The organism is Kribbella sp. NPDC006257 (assembly GCF_040613535.1).
Taxonomy (GTDB): Bacteria; Actinomycetota; Actinomycetes; order Propionibacteriales; family Kribbellaceae; genus Kribbella.
On record NZ_JBEXSJ010000009.1, the window covers coordinates 123,124 to 139,374 of the forward strand.

Annotated in this window: 14 protein-coding genes; 9 read left to right on the forward strand and 5 right to left on the reverse strand. The window is 67.5% G+C overall.

Going from position 1 to position 16,251, the window contains the following annotated elements; genetic code table 11:
- Positions 1-261 precede the first annotated feature (261 nt).
- Together ABZ004_RS13620 and ABZ004_RS13625 are read left to right on the forward strand one after the other, a co-directional pair.
- Entirely contained in the window at positions 262-852 is a 591-nt protein-coding gene (locus ABZ004_RS13620) for a hypothetical protein (protein WP_355680137.1), read from the forward strand.
- A gap of 111 nt (positions 853-963) precedes the next feature.
- Entirely contained in the window at positions 964-1,452 is a 489-nt protein-coding gene (locus tag ABZ004_RS13625) for a DUF1992 domain-containing protein (RefSeq protein WP_355680138.1), read from the forward strand.
- A 112-nt stretch (positions 1,453-1,564) separates the two neighbouring features.
- Here ABZ004_RS13625 and ABZ004_RS13630 read toward each other — a convergent pair whose 3' ends face one another.
- Positions 1,565-3,673 (reverse strand): thiamine pyrophosphate-dependent enzyme, encoded by a 2,109-nt coding sequence (locus tag ABZ004_RS13630; protein WP_355680139.1) that lies wholly within the window; start codon positions 3,671-3,673, stop codon positions 1,565-1,567.
- 228 nt (positions 3,674-3,901) lie between these two features.
- Between ABZ004_RS13630 and ABZ004_RS13635 the strand changes: the two genes are divergently transcribed.
- Positions 3,902-4,534, forward strand: a complete 633-nt coding sequence (locus tag ABZ004_RS13635; RefSeq protein ID WP_355680140.1) for a hypothetical protein — start codon at positions 3,902-3,904, stop codon at positions 4,532-4,534.
- A 35-nt stretch (positions 4,535-4,569) separates the two neighbouring features.
- Here ABZ004_RS13635 and ABZ004_RS13640 read toward each other — a convergent pair whose 3' ends face one another.
- Both ABZ004_RS13640 and ABZ004_RS13645 read right to left on the reverse strand, forming a co-directional pair.
- Positions 4,570-5,496 (reverse strand): Ku protein, encoded by a 927-nt coding sequence (locus ABZ004_RS13640; RefSeq protein ID WP_355680141.1) that lies wholly within the window; start codon positions 5,494-5,496, stop codon positions 4,570-4,572.
- A 74-nt stretch (positions 5,497-5,570) separates the two neighbouring features.
- Positions 5,571-6,446, reverse strand: coding sequence for a hypothetical protein (locus ABZ004_RS13645; protein ID WP_355680142.1), 876 nt, complete (start codon positions 6,444-6,446; stop codon positions 5,571-5,573).
- Positions 6,447-6,564: 118 nt separating this feature from the next.
- On the opposite strand from ABZ004_RS13645, the gene ABZ004_RS13650 reads away from it, so the two are divergent.
- Positions 6,565-8,745, forward strand: a complete 2,181-nt coding sequence (locus ABZ004_RS13650) for an alpha/beta hydrolase-fold protein (RefSeq protein WP_355680143.1) — start codon at positions 6,565-6,567, stop codon at positions 8,743-8,745.
- On the opposite strand, the gene ABZ004_RS13655 is transcribed toward ABZ004_RS13650, so the two are convergent.
- Complete coding sequence (locus ABZ004_RS13655; protein ID WP_355680144.1) at positions 8,742-9,539, reverse strand: sigma-70 family RNA polymerase sigma factor; 798 nt, start codon at positions 9,537-9,539, stop codon at positions 8,742-8,744. The two genes, ABZ004_RS13650 and ABZ004_RS13655, sit on opposite strands and share 4 nt — an antisense overlap.
- Before the next feature lie 157 nt (positions 9,540-9,696).
- On the opposite strand from ABZ004_RS13655, the gene ABZ004_RS13660 reads away from it, so the two are divergent.
- The 4 genes from ABZ004_RS13660 to ABZ004_RS13675 all read left to right on the forward strand — a co-directional run bounded on the left by ABZ004_RS13660 (position 9,697) and on the right by ABZ004_RS13675 (position 12,528).
- Positions 9,697-10,314 (forward strand): UdgX family uracil-DNA binding protein, encoded by a 618-nt coding sequence (locus ABZ004_RS13660; RefSeq protein WP_355680145.1) that lies wholly within the window; start codon positions 9,697-9,699, stop codon positions 10,312-10,314.
- A gap of 138 nt (positions 10,315-10,452) precedes the next feature.
- Positions 10,453-10,596: a GPGG-motif small membrane protein gene (locus ABZ004_RS13665; RefSeq protein ID WP_355680146.1), complete on the forward strand. Its 144-nt coding sequence runs from the start codon at positions 10,453-10,455 to the stop codon at positions 10,594-10,596.
- Positions 10,597-10,691: 95 nt separating this feature from the next.
- A complete protein-coding gene (locus ABZ004_RS13670; RefSeq protein WP_355680147.1) occupies positions 10,692-11,423 on the forward strand; it encodes an NIPSNAP family protein in 732 nt (243 codons plus the stop codon).
- A 154-nt stretch (positions 11,424-11,577) separates the two neighbouring features.
- On the forward strand, positions 11,578-12,528 hold the full coding sequence (locus tag ABZ004_RS13675; RefSeq protein ID WP_355680148.1) for an RIO1 family regulatory kinase/ATPase: 951 nt from the start codon (positions 11,578-11,580) through the stop codon (positions 12,526-12,528).
- 9 nt (positions 12,529-12,537) lie between these two features.
- Here ABZ004_RS13675 and ABZ004_RS13680 read toward each other — a convergent pair whose 3' ends face one another.
- Complete coding sequence (locus tag ABZ004_RS13680) at positions 12,538-14,193, reverse strand: FAD-binding dehydrogenase (protein WP_355680149.1); 1,656 nt, start codon at positions 14,191-14,193, stop codon at positions 12,538-12,540.
- Between the two features lie 123 nt (positions 14,194-14,316).
- On the opposite strand from ABZ004_RS13680, the gene ABZ004_RS13685 reads away from it, so the two are divergent.
- Entirely contained in the window at positions 14,317-16,215 is a 1,899-nt protein-coding gene (locus ABZ004_RS13685) for a DUF5107 domain-containing protein (protein WP_355680150.1), read from the forward strand.
- Positions 16,216-16,251 lie beyond the last annotated feature (36 nt).

A 16,251-nucleotide genomic window follows, 5' to 3' on the forward strand; every position in this document is an offset into this window, starting at 1 on the left:
CGATCGGCGTACTCGGTCCGCCCAGCCTCCGCCACCAACCCCACCCCCGCAACCCCACCCCCACCCCCGCACCCCCACCCGCCCGCGCGCCCCGGCCGCCCACGCGTGGGCGACTTTGTGCACGGGATTTCCATCTGCTGGGCCTGGCGATGGAAATCCCGTGCACAAAGTCAGGCTGGGCCGAGAGGATGTGGTGGGGCGCGGGGTGGTGTGTGGCGGGGGTACTGGGTTCCGGGTAGTTGGCGTGTGAGCATTCATGGGGTGAGCGGTTTGCGGCTGAGTGACGAAGAGATCGCGGCGATGACGGTGGAGGAGCGGCGGGAGCTGATCCTGCGGCTGGCTCCGGTGCCGGCCCGGTTGCGGCTGACGACCCGGACGCTGGACCGGCTCCGGAAGTGGCGGACGATCGGGATGCTCGCCTGCGCGGCGGCGATGATCCCGTGGACGATCTACCTGGCGAAGACGCTGCCGAGTCACTACGTCGCCCGGCACTGGGTGGCGACCTGGGTCGGGTTCGACATCTTCCTGCTGTGCATGCTGATCGCGACCGCGATCGCGGGCTGGCGGCGCCGGCAACTGGTCTTCCCGACGGCGTTCGCGACCGGCATCCTGCTGATCTGCGACGCGTGGTTCGACATCATGACCAGCCAGCCCGGATCGGATCTGATGCAGGCACTGATCAGCGCGGCGGTGCTGGAACTGCCGCTGGCGTTCGTGATGATCGCCGGCCCGCTGCGGCTGATGCGCTTCGTCGCGGTCCGGCACGGCCTGATCCCGCCGGGCACCCGGATGTGGCGGGTGCCGATCCCGATGCCGGAGCTCTGGCAGGACGGCAAGATCCCGCCCTGCTGACAGCCCGCCCGCCTCAGCGAGGCAGTCGCCGGGCGGCCTTGTGAATGCAATCACAAACTATTAGAATCTCTTCGTACCAGCAGCCATGCCCGGACACGGGAGGTACGGACTATGACCGAGCGCAAGCCGCCCTCGATGGAGATCAACGACTGGGTCGAGGCGCAGATCAAGCGGGCCCAGAACCGGGGTGAGTTCGAGAATCTCGCCGGTGCCGGGAAGCCGCTCCCGAAGCTGGCCGATCCGCACGACTCCGACTGGTGGGTGAAGGACTTCATCAAGCGGGAGAAGATCGAGGCGGACGCGCTGCTGCCGCCGACCATGCTCCTGCGCAAGGAGAAGGGCGCGATCCGCGAGAAGGTGGCCAAGATGCGTACCGAGACCGAGGTGCGCGAATACCTCGAGGACCTGAACAAGCGGATCCTGCTGCAGGTGCGCGACGCCACCGGCCCGGTGATCCCGGTCGGCAAAACCGACGAGGACGCCGTACTACGGCAGTGGCGCGAGGACCGCGATGCGCTCCGCACCGCGCAGGCGGAGGCCAAGTCGGAAGAGCCGAAGCCCGCCCCGAAGCGCTCGTTCTGGCAACGCCTCTTCAGCTGAAGCCTCACCGGCTGACCGGGCGCTTCGTCGGACCCAAGGCCCGTCGATCGCTCCGCGCCTCTGCGGGGCGCAAGGGCCAACGAAGGCTCCGTGTCTCTGCGGGCGCAAGAGCTCAGGTAGCCAGGAGTTTCCGGGCGGCGGTCTCGATGGTTTGCTCGCTGAGTAGCACCTGGCGGGCGGCGTCGCCCAGCGGGACGAACGAGTCCTCGCTGCTCACCCGGGCCAGCCTCCCGGCGTACCCGGCGTCGATGAGCGCGGCCAGCACCCCCTCCGAAACACCACCCGATCGGCGCGTCTCGTCGGCAACCAGCACCCGAGTAGTAGCCGTTGCCTCACGCAACAAATCTTCGAGGGGCAGCGGAGCGAGCCAGCGCAGATCGAGCACCCGTACGCCGGGCAGCCGGGCCGCGACCCGCAGGCTCATCGGGACGCCGTTGCCGAAGGTGACGATCGTGAGCTGATCGCCGTCGCCGTACGTGCGCCCCTTGCCGATCGGTACGTACGCCGTCGGGTACTCCGCCAGCCACTGCTCGTCGCCCGCGGTGACCAGGTCGCGCTGGTGATAGAGCGCGATCGGCTCGAGGAAGACGCAGACGGCGCCGTCGCTGCGAGCCGCTGCCGCGCAGGTGTGCAACATCGCAGCTGCGTCGTCCGGACGGGACGGGGACGCGATCACGATGCCCGGGATGTCCCGCAGTACGCCGATCGCGTCGTCGTTGTGGAAGTGGCCGCCGAACCCCTTCTGGTAGCCGTAGCCGGCGATCCGCAGCAGCATCGGGTTGCGGTACTGCCCTTGGGAGAAGAATTTCAGCGACGCCGCCTCACCGCGGAGTTGATCTTCCGCATTGTGGAGGTAGGCGAGGTACTGCACCTCAGGGATCGGCAGCAGCCCGGAGACGCCGGCACCGAGCGCAAGTCCGAGGATCGATTGCTCGTCCAGCAAGGTGTCGAACACACGCGCGGGGCCGTGAGTTTTCTGGAGTCCACGCGTCACGCCGTACACGCCGCCCTTCCGGCCGACGTCCTCGCCGAAGACCATCGCCTCCGGGTACGACGCGAGGATGTCGTTCAGCGCGCGGTTGATCGATTGGCTCAGCGTGAGCGGGCCGCGCTGTTCGAGGTGGTGGCCGGGCATCGCCTTCGCGACGGTCGCGGCCTCCGGGTAGCGCAGCGGCGCGGCGACGGCTTCGGCCGACTCGAGTTGCGGCAGGCCGGCGACCTCGCGGGCGATGTGCATGACCTCGGAGCGCTTGTTCTCGTAGAGCTCGATGACGTCGTCCGGCGTGCAGCCCGAACCGAGCAGCAGCCTGGCTGTGCCGACGAGCGGGTCGAGTTCTTCTTCGGCGAGGAGTTCGGCCGGGGTTCGGTAGGCGGCCTCCACGTCCGATCCGGCGTGGCCCATCAAGCGGACGGTTCTCAGCCGGAGGAAGGCGGGCCGGTGATTCCGGCGTACGAAGGTCGCTGCCTCCGTCGCCATCGTCAAGGTGGCGGCGAGATCGGTGCCGTCGGCATCGAAGTACCGGAGGCCGGGGCGTTGGCCATAAGCCTGCTTGATCCAGCCTTCCGGAGTGCGCACGCTGATCCCGATGCCGTTGTCCTCGCAGACGAACAGCAGTGGCATCGGGATGCCCTGGTACGACGCGTGCAGGGCGGCGTTGATCGCGCCGGTCGCGGTGGAGTGGTTCGCCGAGGCGTCGCCGAAGCTGGTCACCACGACGGCGTCGGCAGGCCACGGAGACGGTACGCCGAGTTTGGTGGCGCGGGCGATCGAGAAGGCGACGCCCATCGCGCGGGGCAGGTGCGACGCGATCGTCGAGGTCTGCGGGATGATCGCCAGGTCTTGCCGGCCGAACACCTTGTGGCGGCCGCCGGCGATCGGTTCGGTGGTCGCCGCGGCGACGCCGAGGAGGATGTCGCGGATGCCGTCCTTCACGCCGTGCTGGGCGGCTCGGGCGAGGTAGAAGGCGCCTGATCGGTAGTGCAGCAGGGCGGGGTCGGTGGGCCGGAGGGCCGCGGCGACGGCGGCGTTCCCCTCGTGCCCGGCCGACCCGATCGTGTAGAAACCGAGTCCCTTGGACTGCAACCAGCGGGCGGCGAGATCGGCGTGCCGGCTACCGAGCTGGGCGTCGTACAGACCACGCAGTACTTCGGCCGGATGGTCGCACGCCGTGGGCTTGAGCGCCGCGACCCGCTCGGCAAACAACTCGTCGACCTGGCTCACTCGCCACAACCCGTCCACGCCATGCCGCCGAGCCTAAGTCCCCACCCCCCACCCCGTCAGCGCCCGGGGTCGGTTGATCTCCACCGTCTCACCCTCGCACGAGGCCGGGTGGGAACCGGGCGCGGTGGTTGTTCGTTCTCGGAGTGTCGTGGGGCGTGTGGGGCGGCAGTTTTCGCGGTCTGCGGCGCGGGTACCGGTCGGCTGTTCCTTTCACGACGGATGAGCGAGATGCACGTTTCCCCTCTGGTTCGGCGGCTGGCGATCGCTGCGGGCGTGGGAATCGGCACGGCCGGGCTGCTCGCCGGTGTACTTCTGCTCGGGCCGTTGGCGGCTTCGATCCTGCTGGTCGTGGTGTTCGCGCTGATCTGGCCGCTGGCCGCGGTGATCCGGCATGTCGCGGACGATGCACCCTTCCAATCACCCGTCTTGGTCGCATCCTGCGCGGCCGGGACTGTGCTGTGTGTGCCGGGGACTGTGCGCTTGCTGGCGTGGGGAGCGCTTGGGCTGGCGGTGGTGATGGTCGCCGGCTTGGTGGGAATCGTGTTCGACCTGGTGATGTCGCACGGGCGCCGGCCGAAGCGGCGGCACCAACCGGCGTACAAGGCGCTGGCGGCGCTGAGCCGCACCGAGCAACTGGAGGACGAGAAGCTGATCGCGTCGCTCCAGTGCCCGCTGAGCATCGAAGAACTCTGCGGCGTGTGGTCGGAGACCGCGACCACCCTCGCGGAAGGCGCGGGGGCGCGGGACCGGCAGGCGGTCGCCGAGGTGCGCCGGATCTGCCTGGACGAATTCGAGCGCCGCAACCCCACCGGCTTCCACCGCTGGATCGCCGCCGGAGCCCCCGCCAACCCCACCACCTAACTCCTCCCCGAGCCGGAAGCCGAAGAGTAGAGCGCTCAGGCAGCCTTCTTCGCGGCTGCTTTCTTAGCAGGTGCCTTCTTGCCGGAGGTCTTCTTGGCAGGTGCTTTCTTGGCGGACTTCTTGGCGGCGGTCTTCTTAGCAGGGGTCTTCTTCGCCGGGGTCTTCTTCGCGGCTCCGGCGCGGCGGGCGCGGGCCTCCTCGACGCTGGCGCGGAGCGCGGCGACGAGATCGGTCTTCGCGGTCGCCTCGGGCTCCTCCTCGTTGTACACGACCTCTTCGCCCTTGCGCTTGGTCGCCACCAGCTTCTTGACCCGCTCGGTGTAGGAGTCCTTGTACGACGCGGGCCGCCACGAGCCGCTCATCGCCTCGATCAGGTCGACCGCCATCGACAACTGCTTCCCAGCACCGGATTTGGCCGGGAGTTTGCCGATCTCCTTCGCGGGATCGCGGATCTCGTCGAGGAAGAACATCGTCTCCAGCACCAGGACCTTGTCGTCGGCCCGGATGGTCGCCAGGTACTCCTTGCTGCGCATCACGAACGACGCGATTCCGGCCCGGTTCGTCTTCGCCAGCGCGTCCCGCAGCAGCGCGTACGACGAGGCGTTGGCGCTGTCCGTCGGAGCCAGGTAGTAGCTCTTCTGGAAATGGATGGGGTCGATCTCGTCCAGATCCACGAACGTCGAGATCTCCAGTGTCCGCGACCTGCCCGGCGCGATGTCGGCGAGCTCCTCCTGCTCGACGATCACGTACTCGCCGCCGCCGACGTCATGCCCCTTGACGATCTTGTCGTAGTCGACCTCGCGCCCGGTCCGCTCGTTCACCCGCTTGTACCGGATCCGGTCCGACGTCCCGCGCTGGAACTGATGGAAGTCGAGCTCGTGCTCCTGCGTCGCGCTGTACAGCCCGACCGGCACCGAGACCAGCCCGAAGGTGATGTACCCACTCCAGATCGCCCGAGCCATCCTCAAACCTTTCCCGTACTCCGGTCCGCCGGATCCTGATCGCCGTCGTCGACGGCATCAGCCCGGTACCCACCTCAGAGCCGGTTGTACCGTTTCCGCGCCTCGCGACTCTCCTTCTGCGCGTCCCGAGCCGCCTTCCGCGCCTCGTCCAGCTCGTCGCCGATCCGATGCACCGCCTCCTGCGCATCAGCCAGCGCCTCCCGGGCGGCATCCAACTGGTCGGACAGATCGGCAACCGTCGACTCAGCAGCCTCGGCAGCGGCGACGGCGTCCTCGAACTCCTTCTTCGCAGCAGCCTTCTCCGCGGCTTCGCGCTCTTCCTCCTCGCGCTCAGCCTTCTCCCGTTTCGCCTTCTCTGCCGCGGATGCCCCGGTCTCCTTCTCCGGCTGGACCTTGGCAGCGGCCCGGCGTTCCTCGGCGCGTTTGCGGCGCTCGTCGGTCAACGGCCGCACGTTCGACGGCTCGCCGCTCTCGTCGACGACGCCGAAACCGACGTGCCGCAAGGCGCTGGTCAGCCGGCCCTCGCGAACCGCCTCACCCGCGGCCGGATCGACCAGAGCCGCATCGAGGGTCTCGCGCAATTTCTGCCCGACATCCGCGCTGACCTTCTGACCTTCCCGCTCCGACAGCCGGGCGGCCGATTTCGCCAACTGATCAAGGAGTTTGTGGCGCTTCGGGGTCAGCTCGCGAAGCCGTTCGCCGTCAAGATCGGCCGTTGCCTCCCGGAACTCGTCACCCAGGGCCAGCAGATCGTCGATGTCGTCCGGCTGTTCACGAGCGACCAGATTGGCGAGCCACGCCGCCACAGTCGGCTTGCGCAACGCCTTCAACCGGGTCGACCCGAGCTGGTCGCCGGCTGCCTTCAGCTCCTTGGCCAGCTCGTTGCGAGTAGCAATGAAGTCGGCCGCGGGCGCGGCGTACAACCGGCTCGCTGCTTCTTCGAAGTCCATCCGGCCGACGCTACAGGACCGCCGCCGCCGGCAGAACAGCTGCGAACTCTTGTAATCGTTTACGTAAGCGATTACAAAGATCCTCATCAGTCAGCTTCCCTGCCTGGAGCCGTGCAGAATGCGAACGAATCTTCCGGTCCTCGCCGCCACGGCGGCTGCCGCCCTGGTGGTCAACCTGCTCGTTCCGGCAGCCGGCCCGTCGCCGGCGCGACCTGTGTCAGCCAGTACTGCGAACGTCGCCGAGGCGGGGGTGATCACCGCGGCGAAGGTCCGGTCGGCCACCCTCGGTGAAGACATTGCCTACAACGTCTACCTGCCCGGTGGGTACCAGGCATCGTCCCAGCGCTATCCGGTGATCTATCTCCTGCACGGTCGGGGCGACTCGATGAGCGCTTGGACCCAGCTGAAGGGTCGCCTCGACGAACTGATCGCCACCGGTGAGATCCCGCCCACGATCGCGGTCATGCCGGACGCGCCCTGGAGCGAGCGAGCCGGGTACTACGTCGATTCGGCGTACCGGGGCAAGGTTCCCGGTCGTCCGGTCGAGACGGCGCTGCTGCGTGACCTGCTGCCGCACATCGACGCGTCGTACCGGACCATCGCGGATCGCAGCGGCCGGGCGATCGCCGGTTACTCGATGGGCGGTTCCGGGGCTCTGCGCTACGCACTGGTCCATCCGGAGTTGTTCGGAGCCTCGATCGTGCTCAGCCCGGCGGTCTACTCGCCGCTGCCGCCGGCCGATTCGAGTGCGCGCGAGTTCGGTGCCTATGGCAAGGGAAAGGATCCGTTCTCGGCGGCGGTGTACCGCAAGCTGAACTACCCGGCCGCGTTCAAGTCCTTTGCCACCAAAGGGCTTCCAGCACATCTGTTCATCGCGGTCGGGGACGACGAGTACAAGAACCCGCTGCCGGAGGATTACCGGCACGACCTCGATTTCGAGGCGCACGTCGTGTTCAACCAGGCGGTCCGGGTGCCGAACCTGACCAGCGAGTTCCGGGTGGTCGACGGCGGCCACGACTGGGACGTCTGGAGTCCGACCTTCGTCGAGGGCGCGAAGTACATCTTCCAATTCATCGGGAAGCCGCCCGCCACGCCGATGAAGGCGGACTTGTCCGGTACCGCAGGTGAGGACCGGGCGGGTGGGATCGCGGTCGATCCGGCAGGCAACAGGTACGAGGCGATCGCCGCCGAAGGATCGATCGACGGGCAGCCCTACGTCGGGGGTAAGGACGTCGCGCTCACGAAGTACGGGCCGGACGGGGTCAAGCTGTGGTCGCGCGAGTTCGGCACCAGCGGCACCGAGCGCGCGTACGGCGTGGCGCTCGATCCCCAGGGCCGTCCGGTGGTGACGGGGTACACGACGGGGGATCTGGACGGTCGGCATCCGGGCAATACCTCCGACGACGCCTTCGCCACGCGGTACGACCAGAATGGCACCCGCGACTGGATCACCCAGTTCGGCACCACCGCCGCAGATCGCAGCTACTCGGTGGCGACGGATCCGGCCGGCGGGATCTATCTGGGCGGGTACACGAAGGGCAATCTCGGCGGTGCCACTGCGGGCGACAAGGACGTCTTCCTTGCCAAGCTCGATGCCGATGGGAAGCAGGTCTGGCTGCGTCAGGTCGGCAGCGCCGGTGAGGAGAAGGGGATGGCCGTCGTCGCCAGCGGAGCCTCGGTCTATCTGGGCGGCATGACCGCCGGCGCGTTGGGTGAACCGCTCGGTGGCCTCGACGGATTTGTCGCTCGTTTCGACCAGGCTGGGACGGCCGATTGGCTGAAACAGCTGGGGACGACTGAAGCTGATGAGGTCTGGGCTCTCGCTCCGGATGGATCAGGCGGCGTCTTCCTGACGGGCTACGCCGCAGGTGACTTCGCTGGGCGCCTTGCGGGTGACAAGGACATCGTCGTCGCCAGAGTCGATCCGACCGGTGCCGTTGTCTGGAAGGACCAGCTCGGTACGACGGGCAACGACAAGGGCGCGGCGATCACGACGGATGGCACTGGCGGCCTGTTCGTCGCCGGCTTCAGCGACGGCCAACTGCAGACCGGCCTCGGCAAGTTCGACGTCGTTCTGGTCCGGTACGCGCCAGATCAGACGCGTACCTGGACGCGCCAGTTCGGCACCACTGAGGACGATGGCGCGGACGCGTTCGCCGAGGCAAACCTCTTCGTCGCAGGACGCAGCGGTACGGCGTACTTGTCCGGCTTGACGGCAGGCGACACCAGCACGCAACCGCGGTTCGGTAACGGTGATGTCTTCCGCACGACGTTCGATGCGCAAGGCACTGAAAGCTAGGTAGGTTGCGGGACGCCTTGGGTGAGTTCGGCGCGGAGGCGTTCGAGGATGCCGCGGAGGAGCCGGGAGACTTGCATCTGGCTGACGCCAAGTTCGTTGCCGATCTCCTCCTGGGTGAAGCCGGAGCAGAAGCGGAGCTCGAGGATCCGCCGGTCCCGATCGTCAAGACCTTCGACGACAGGGTTCAGCGTCTGCACGTTCTCGACCAGCTCGTACCCGTCCTCGGCGGCAGGCACGGCCTCCATCAGGCTCGCCCCGTTGTCCAATCCACTCGGCGCATCCAGCGACAACGTGGTGAAACAACCGCGAACCGATGCCGCCTCGGCAACCTCCGTCGCAGCGGTTCCGAGCGCCTGCGCGGTCTCCTGGTTCGTCGGCAGATGACCGAGCCGCTGGGTCAGTTCGGGCTCGGCAGCGGCGATGTTCCCCTGCATCTCCTGGACCCGCCGCGGCGGTCGCACGGTCCACGCACAGTCGCGGAAGTACCGCTTGAGCTCACCACGGATCGTCGGTACGGCGTACGCGAGGAACGCCGTCGCGGCGGCGGACCGGTAGCCGTTGGCGGCCTTGACCAGCCCGAGGTACGCGACTTGTTCCAGATCGTCGGCGTCGACTCCTTTGCGGCGGTAGCGGGCAGCCATCGAGCGCGCCACCGGCGCATTCAGGATGACCACCTCGTCGAGCAGTTCCTGGTGCCGCGGATCGGGCACGCGCTCGGCCTCGATCAACAGCTCCTGGGTGGTGTCGGCAATGCGTTGCCGGACCGGTCCGGAGTCGTCAGGTGCGATGGTCACGGTGAGAAACCTCGTCGTGGTCGTCCTGCGGGTGAGTGGCGTCGCGGCTGAACCACTTCCTCTCCCACCAGATCAAAGACCGCCGCCCGAATCAACCCAAAGAGTGTTGCAACCGTTTGAAAGTGTTGTGAGGAGGCTCACGGGGCACCAAGGTTTCATGGAGCATTTCGCGGGCGCTGAGAAGTGGGTTCCGGACAAGGGCGGCTTGCGCGGACTGCAGGCCGCGCTGCCCGACTGCCGAGGTTGCGACCTGTGGGAGTACGCCGACCAGGTGGTCCCCGGTGACGGTCCGGCGCGAGCTCGACTGATGCTGGTCGGTGAACAGCCGGGTGATGTCGAGGACAAGCAGGGAACGGTGTTCGTCGGACCGGCCGGACGGTTGCTCGACAAGGCGCTGGCGGCGGCCGGGATCGATCGGGCGGACGTCTATCTCACCAACGCGGTCAAACACTTCCGCTTCGAGGAACGCGGTAAGCGCCGGATCCACAAGACGCCGGCGGTCAGCCACATCGTCGCGTGCAATCCGTGGCTGACGCGCGAACTCGCGGTCGTGAAACCTTCCCTGGTGGTCGTTCTGGGATCGGTCGCGGCCCGGGCGCTGCTGGGCACCGGATTCAAGGTCACCCAGCATCGTGGCGAGCGGGTCGAGCTGCCGGACGGTACCGCTGCGGTGCCGACCGTGCACCCGTCCTCGGTGATCCGCTCCGAGGAGTACCGGCGCGACTTCGGCTTGTTCGTCGACGATCTGCGCGTCGCCGCGGAACTGCTCGGCTGACGCGCGGCGTGACCGTCCGGCTTCCCGAAGTGAGGACCGTTTGTGCTGGTGCGCGGCGGGCACCAGATAGGCCAGAGAACACGGGGAAGCAGTCGCCGGACCGCTGGGCGGTCCGGTGCGTCGAGAAAGGAAACGGCCATGGGCTTGGTGCTCTGGATCATCGCGGCGATCCTCGTCATCTCGGGGATCGTCACCCTCGTCCGCGGGCAGCTCTTGATGGGCGCCGCACTGATCGTCGTCGGCCTGCTGGTCGGCCCGGGTGGCGTCAGCATTTTCACCTGACGTGCGGGAGGGTGGGTGGTGACCGGCGCCGGTCACCACCCGCTGGTGCGTAAAGACTGACGGGGGATGTCAGGGTTCGCCGGTTGACTGGTCCGGTGAACACTCAGGATTGCTGTGCGGTGGTCGATCTGCGGCAGTACACGCTGCGTCCGGGGCAGCGGGACACCTTGGTCAAGGTCTTCGACGAGGCATTCGTCGAGGGGCAGGAGGCCGAGGGGATGCATATCTGCGGGCAGTTCCGTGATCTCGACGACCCGGATCGCTTTGTCTGGTTGCGCGGTTTTGCCGATCTCGATGCGCGCGCGAAGGCGCTCAACGGGTTCTATTACGGGCCGGTCTGGAAGGCGCGTGGTGGCGAGGCGAATGCGACCATGCTCGACTCCGACAACGCGCTGCTGCTGAAGCCGGTCGAACTCGGACCGGGCTTTCCTGCCTTCGATGCGCCGCGACCTGGTGTGGGTGCGACCGAGGTCCCCGCGTCGGTGGTTGCCGGTGCTGTGTATCACCGCCGTACGGCGGACGACGGGTTCGTGGAGTTCTTCGTCGATCAGGTCGCGCCGGCGTTGACGGCTGCCGGTGCGGTCATCGCGGCCACCTTCGAGACACTCGCAGCGGAGAACAACTTCCCGGCACTCCCACTACGCGACGAGACCGTCTTCGTCTGGCTCGCCACCTTCCCGAACGACACGTCGTACGCCGAACATCGCCGCCGGCTAGCCGGATCCCGAACCTGGCAAACCACCCTCCTCCCCGAACTAACCTGCCGCACCATCGCGCCGCCCCAGGAACTCCGCCTCCGCCCAACCGCCCGTTCCCAATTCCGCTGAATTAATTGAGTTGCGCCCGGGGATTAGGGGCGTGCATCCTGATCTGACTGTGCAGCCTTGAGTGCTGCCTGGACTAAGGAGGGTTGACGAATGGCCATCACTGCGCTGCGGCATGCCCGCGTCAGCCTCACTTCTTTCTCCAGGAGCACACCTGATGTCTTCCGACGTCTTTCGTACCAACCCCGAACTCGCTGAGCAGTACCCCTCCGACCTCGACTCCCGTTGGGCAGCGCTGACTGCCGACGACTCCGAACCCGACGTCGCGGACGCGTTCGTCTTCCGGTTCGCCGAAGTCGACGAGCAACTCGATCCCGACCAACGCTGGTCGACCTGGCTGGATGTCGAGCGCGGTTCTCGCGGCCCCCATTCCGTGTCTCAGCCACGACCTGACTGGGTCGTGACGGAACAGGCCGCGATCGATACCGAGCTCGGCATCCTCAAAACCGGCAAGGAAGCAGATGTCTTCCTGGTCGAACGGGCCGTCCAGGCCATCGGTGCCAACCCCGCGAAGCGGTCGCTGCTGGCCGCGAAACGGTACCGGACCGAGGAACATCGGTCCTTCCACCGCAGCACGTCGTACGTCGAAGGACGTCGTACCAGGAACAGCCGCGACACCCGCGCGATGGCGAAGAAGACGTCACACGGGCGGAGCGTCGCGGCCGGCCAATGGGCGTACGCCGAATGGAACGCGCTCTGCCAACTCTGGACGGCCGGTGTCCCGGTGCCGTACCCGGTCCAGGTCGACGGCACCGAACTCCTGATGGAGTTCATCGACGACGGAGACGGCGGTGCCGCGCCGCGTCTCGCGCAGGTCCGTCCCAAGGGCGATCTCCTGGCCTCGTACTACGAACAGCTCCGCGAGGGCATGCGCGAACTCGCCCGGGCCGGCCTCGCCCACGGCGACCTGTCGCCGTACAACGTGCTGGCCCAGGGCGATCGGATCGTGATGATCGACCTCCCCCAGGTGATCGACATCGTCGGCAACCCGAAAGGCATGGACTTCCTGATGCGCGACTGCCACAACATGTGCACCTGGTTCGTCAACCGCGGCCTGGAGGTCGACGAACACGAACTCTTCGCCGACCTCCTCACCATGGTCTTCTGAGGAGCTGCCTCAGCTGACTGCTTCGGCTGCCGCTCGGCCGGCGGTTCGGCCGGTGAAGAGGCAGCCGCCGACGAAGGTGCCTTCGAGGGAGCGGTAGCCGTGGATGCCGCCGCCGCCGAAGCCGGAGACCTCGCCGGCCGCGTAGACGCCGGGCAGCGGGGTGCCGTCGGCGCGCAGTACGCGGGCGTCGAGGTCGGTCTGCAGGCCGCCGAGGGACTTGCGGGTGAGGATGTTGAGCTTCACCGCGATCAGCGGGCCGGCCTTCGGGTCGAGGATACGGTGCGGTGAGGCGACCCGGATCAGCTTGTCGCCGAGGTAGTTGCGGGCTCCGCGCAGGGCGGTGACCTGCAGGTCCTTGGTGAACTTGTTCTCCATCTCGCGGTCCCGCGCGACGATCTGCCGTTCCAGGTCGGCGACGTCGAGCAGGTCCGATCCGGCCACCTCGTTCATGCCGCGGACCAGGTCGGCCAGGTTGTCGCGGACGATGAAGTCCGCGCCCTTGTCCATGAAGTCCTTGACCGGCTTCTGGACCGCCGTCACCGCCCGGTTGAGGACGCGGAGGATGCTCTTGCCGGTCAGGTCCGGGTTCTGTTCCTGCCCGGACAGCGCGAACTCCTTGCCGATGATCGACTTGTTCAGCACGAACCAGGTGTAGTCGTACCCGGTCGTCATGATGTGTTCGAGCGTGCCGAGGGTGTCGAAGCCAGGGAACAGCGGCACCGGCAGCCGCTGCCCCGTCGCGTCGAACCACAGCGACGACGGCCCGGGCAGGATCCGGATGCCGTGCATCGGCCAGATCGGGTCCCAGTTCCGGATGCCTTCGACGTAGTGCCACATCCGGTCGCGGTTCACGTACCGGCCGCCGGCCGCCTCGGTGATCCCGAGCATCCGGCCGTCCACATGTGCCGGTACGCCGGAAATCATGTGCTCCGGTGGCTTGCCCATCCGGGCCGGCCATTGCGCCCGGACCAGGTCGTGGTTGCCGCCGATCCCGCCCGACGTCACGATCACCGCCTGCGCGGACAACGCGAAGTCACCGACCTCGGTCCGCGAACTCGCGACGCCACGCGCAACGCTGCTCGGCTCCAGCACCTTCCCGCTGACCCCGTCGACGACGCCACCGGTGACCGTCAGCTCATCCACTCGATGCCGGAACCTGAACTCCACCAGACCTTTCGCTACCGCCTCGCGCACCCGGCGCTCGAACGGCGCGACCAGCCCCGGCCCGGTGCCCCAGGTGATGTGGAACCGCGGCACCGAGTTGCCGTGCCCGTCGGCGTTGTACCCGCCACGCTCGGCCCAGCCGACGACCGGGAAGAACCGGACGCCCTGGTCGTACAGCCACTGCCGCTTCTCGCCGGCCGCGAAGTCGACGTACGCCTCGGCCCACTGCCGGGCCCACTTGTCCTCGTCGTCCAGCCGGTCGAAGCCGGCCGAACCGAGCCAGTCCTGCCAGGCCAGGTCGCGGGAGTCCTTGATCTTGAGCCGGCGCTGTTCGGGGGAGTCGACGAACAGCAGGCCGCCGAAGGACCAGAACGCCTGGCCGCCCAGAGACGCCTCCGGTTCCTGGTCGAGCAGGAGCACCTTCTTGCCCGCGTCGGCCAGTTCGGCGGTGGCAGCCAGCCCGGCCAGCCCCGCTCCGACGACGATCACATCAGCGTCCACGTGCCACCCCTCACCAGGCGCGGGAGTCCGCTCCCCAGCGCAGTCCCTCATGTATAGCGGACGCCGTCCGGAAGCCGGTGCAGCCCTGGACCCACCTTGCGCGTTCTTGCAAGGATGAGGGTCGTGACGACTCTTTCTGTGCAGGATCTCCGACTCCCCACCGCCGACCTCGGCGCGGAGAACCCCTTCCCGCCGCTCCGGCGGACTTCCAAGCCGCTCTTCGAGAACCACCACGAGCTGCCCGCCGAGATGCAGGAGAACATCGAGTACGGCGGACTCGGCACCGTCCTGCCCTGCCTGCAGCAGGACGGCTACGACCGAAAACTCGTCCAGCAGGACATCCCGACGCTGGTCCTCGAGAACGCGCATCTCAAAGCCACCGTCCTGCCGGGCCTCGGCGGCCGCCTCTACTCGCTCGTCCACAAAACAAGCGGCCAAGAGTTGCTCTACCGCAACCCGGTGCTCCAGCCGGCCAACCTCGCCCTCCGCAACGCCTGGTTCGCCGGCGGCGTCGAGTGGAACCTCGGCAGCACCGGCCACTGGACCGGCACCTGCTCCCCGATGCACGCCGCCCGAGTAGAAGGCCCGGACGGTACGCCGATCCTGCGGCTCTGGGAGTGGGAGCGCACCCGCAACCTCGTCACCCAACTCGACTTCTGGCTCCCCGAGGATTCGGACTTCCTGTACGTCGGTGCGCGGATCCAGAATCCGTCGAGCGAACCGGTGCCGGCGTACTGGTGGTCGAACATCGCCGTCGAGCAGACGCCGCGGACCCGCGTGGTGGTGCCCGCGGACCAGGCCTGGCAACACGGCTACGGCAACCGCCTCGACCTGGTCGACGTGCCGACGCAGGACGGCGTCGACCTCAGCTATCCGATGAACCATCGCCGCGCGATCGACTTCTTCTTCGAACCGCTTCCTGGTCAGCGCCCGTGGATCGCGGCACTCGATGCCGATGGCAACGGTTTGGTGCAGACCTCGACCGAACGGCTGCGCGGGCGGAAGATGTTCGTCTGGGGCGAGAGCGTCGGTGGCCGGCGTTGGCAGGAATGGTTGTCGCCTGGGATCACGAATGACGGGTACTGCGAGATCCAGGCCGGTCTGGCGCGGACCCAGCTCGAGCACTTGAAGTTGCCTGCAGCAACGTCTTGGCATTGGCTCGAAGCTTATGGGCGGCTCGCTGTGGATCCGGCCGTGGCGCACGCCGACTGGGAGGCGGCTCGATCGGGGGTTGACTCCAGGTTGGAGTCGTTGCTCAGCGCAACAGAACTGGCTGATCGCGAGAAAGACTGGCTGACCGTCGCGGATGCGGTGCCGTCGGAGCGGTTGGTGACCGGTTCGGGATGGGGAGCGCTGGAGTTGCGGCGTACGGGCTGGAGAGTCTCCGCCGGTACGCCGTTCGCCGAGGAAACCATGTCGGAGCGGGAACAGGCGTGGTTGCCGGTGCTCGAAGGGCGACTGCCTGCGACTGATCGCCAGGTCGCGCCGGACGGAACGCTTGTGGGCTGGCGCGAGTTGCTGGAAGCGGTCGAGGACGACAACTGGCTGAGCTGGTATCACCGTGGGGTCGCGCGGTGGTCTGTGGACGACTCCGATGGCGCGATCGAGGCGTGGAAGCGATCTGTGGAGTTGCAGCCGAACTCGTGGGCCTATCGCAATCTCGCGGTTGTGACTGGCGAGGAGAACTACTGGGAGCTTGCGGTGGGGTTGAGTTCGACCGGCAAGGTCGAACTCTTGGCTGAGGCGCTGGATGCCGTCGGTGGTCCGATCGCGACGAGGATCCTCGAGCAGGCGGGTGCGTTGCTGGATGATCCGCGGATCCGGCTGGCGCTGGTTCGGTTGCTGATGGAGCAGGGCGATCCGGCGGGCGCCGAGGCACTGCTGGAGGAGGGGATCGAGCTGCCCGGCTTGCGCGAGGGAGCCAACGATCTGGCCGGTCTCTGGCGGGAAGTCCAGCAACGGCTCGGCACGGATCGGCCGGTTCCGGCGGCGTACGAATTCGGCATGCTCGGCGATTCGTAGTACCTGGTCCGCGCTTCGTAGTATCCGGCGCGCGGG